This window comes from Nostoc sp., from assembly GCF_036916975.1.
GTDB lineage: Bacteria > Cyanobacteriota > Cyanobacteriia > Cyanobacteriales > Nostocaceae > Nostoc.
In genome coordinates this window covers 1-2,500 of the sequence record NZ_JBALFF010000016.1, presented here as the reverse complement: position 1 = coordinate 2,500, position 2,500 = coordinate 1, and the positions used below count along the sequence as shown (strand labels likewise).

Here is a 2,500-nt window from a genome sequence, read left to right as displayed (position 1 = left end):
TTCGGGGCATTGGATTCTCACCAATGTTTGCGCTACTCAAGCCGACATTCTCACTTCCGTTTCGTCCACAGCTGCTTGCCGCTACTGCTTCTACCTACGACGGAACGCTCCCCTACCGATTAACTTTCAAAGTTAATCCCACAGCTTCGGTACATCGCTTAGCCCCGTTCATTTTCGGCGCGAGAGCGCTTGACTAGTGAGCTATTACGCACTCTTTCAAGGGTGGCTGCTTCTAGGCAAACCTCCTAGTTGTCTGTGCACTCTCACCTCCTTTATCACTTAGCGATGATTTGGGGACCTTAGCTGGTGGTCTGGGCTGTTTCCCTCTTGACAATGAAGCTTATCCCCCACTGTCTCACTGGCAATGTGTGCTCTGGGTATTCAGAGTTTGTCTCGATTTGGTACCGGTCTCCCAGCCCGCACCGAAACAGTGCTTTACCCCCCAGATATAATCATTACCGCTGCGCCTAAACACATTTCGGGGAGAACCAGCTAGCTCCTGGTTCGATTGGCATTTCACCCCTAACCACAGCTCATCCGCTGATTTTTCAACATCAGTCGGTGCGGACCTCCACTTGGTGTTACCCAAGCTTCATCCTGGCCATGGTTAGATCACCAGGGTTCGGGTCTATAAACACTGATTATCGCCCTTTTCAGACTCGGTTTCCCTTTGGCTCCAGCATTCTCGCTTTAACCTACCAGTGCCTATAAGTCGCCGGCTCATTCTTCAACAGGCACGCGGTCAGACTTTCAAATAGTCCTCCCACTGCTTGTAAGCTAACGGTTTCATGTTCTATTTCACTCCCCTTCCGGGGTTCTTTTCACCTTTCCCTCGCGGTACTGGTTCACTATCGGTCACACAGTAGTATTTAGCCTTACGAGGTGGTCCTCGCTGATTCACATGGGATTCCTCGTGCCCCATGCTACTCGGGATTCAGCTACTATCCTTTAACTTTCGACTACAGGACTTTCACCTTCTTTGGTGCAGTATTTAGCTGCTTCGTCTAGCCTCCAGATTCGATATCGCTGTCCCACTACCCCAATCGGTAAACCAATTGGTTTAGGCTTTTCCCCTTTCGCTCACCACTACTTAGGGAATCTCTTTATTGATTTCTCTTCCTCCAGCTACTAAGATGTTTCAATTCGCTGGGTTGGCTCTCTCCTGCCTATATATTCAGCAGGTAGTATTTAGGGTTGCCCCATTCGGAAATCTCCGGCTCTCTGTTTGCTTCCAACTCCCCGGAGCATATCGTCGGTAACCACGTCCTTCATCGCCTCTGTGTGCCTAGGTATCCACCGTTAGCCCTTATTAGCTTGACCACTCAATTCTTTCTTTCAACTGCATTCACTACAACATCCATAACAAATGTCTGTGTCTGCCTGCTAATTTGCGTTACTATGCAGTTTTCATGGTTCTGGCTGAGATTACTCTCAGCAGTCTGACTCTATAAGTCATGTTGCTGGTTTCTCACAATTTTTTCTCAATGGTAATCACCACAGGTGGAGGTTAGCGGACTCGAACCGCTGACATCCTGCTTGCAAAGCAGGCGCTCTACCAACTGAGCTAAACCCCCAAATACAATTCAAAATTCAATCCTTTTGAATTTCGATTTCCTTCAGGTGGGCCATCCTGGACTCGAACCAGGGACCTCACCCTTATCAGGGGTGCGCTCTAACCACCTGAGCTAATAGCCCATATCGAACCAAATCATAGTTTGAAAGCTTTCAACATTTGCAAATGTCTGCGACCGACCTAGGTTAGACCAACTTAGTATCTATTTAACTGTGTGTTTTTCGATATCCAAGGGGTATAGGTCTCCCTAAAAAGGAGGTGATCCAGCCACACCTTCCGGTACGGCTACCTTGTTACGACTTCACCCCAGTCACCAGTCCTGCCTTAGGCATCCTTCTCCTTTGCAGGTTGAAGTAATGACTTCGGGCACTACCAGCTTCCATGGTGTGACGGGCGGTGTGTACAAGGCCCGGGAACGAATTCACTGCAGTATGCTGACCTGCAATTACTAGCGATTCCTCCTTCACGCAGGCGAGTTGCAGCCTGCGATCTGAACTGAGCTCCGGTTTCCGGGATTTGCTTGACATCGCTGTCTTGCTGCCCTCTGTCCGGAGCATTGTAGTACGTGTGTAGCCCAAGGCGTAAGGGGCATGCTGACTTGACGTCATCCCCACCTTCCTCCGGTTTGTCACCGGCAGTCTCTCTAGAGTGCCCAACTTAATGCTGGCAACTAAAAACGAGGGTTGCGCTCGTTGCGGGACTTAACCCAACATCTCACGACACGAGCTGACGACAGCCATGCACCACCTGTGTTCGCGCTCCCGAAGGCACTCTCAACTTTCATCAAGATTCGCGACATGTCAAGCCTTGGTAAGGTTCTTCGCGTTGCATCGAATTAAACCACATACTCCACCGCTTGTGCGGGCCCCCGTCAATTCCTTTGAGTTTCACCGTTGCCGGCGTACTCCCCAGGCGGGATACTTAACG

At 50.0% G+C, this 2,500-nt stretch carries 2 tRNA genes and 2 rRNA genes (1 of these 4 cut by a window edge); all 4 read right to left on the bottom strand.

The features are described from left to right. Positions 1-1,320: ribosomal RNA gene (locus V7K73_RS03655) — 23S ribosomal RNA — on the bottom strand; it reaches 1,575 nt to the left of the window's first position. Positions 1,321-1,501: 181 nt separating this feature from the next. After that, positions 1,502-1,574 (bottom strand) — tRNA-Ala (locus V7K73_RS03650). A gap of 47 nt (positions 1,575-1,621) precedes the next feature. After that, positions 1,622-1,695 (bottom strand) — tRNA-Ile (locus tag V7K73_RS03645). A gap of 129 nt (positions 1,696-1,824) precedes the next feature. Then, positions 1,825-2,500: ribosomal RNA gene (locus tag V7K73_RS03640) — 16S ribosomal RNA — on the bottom strand; the annotation flags it as partial.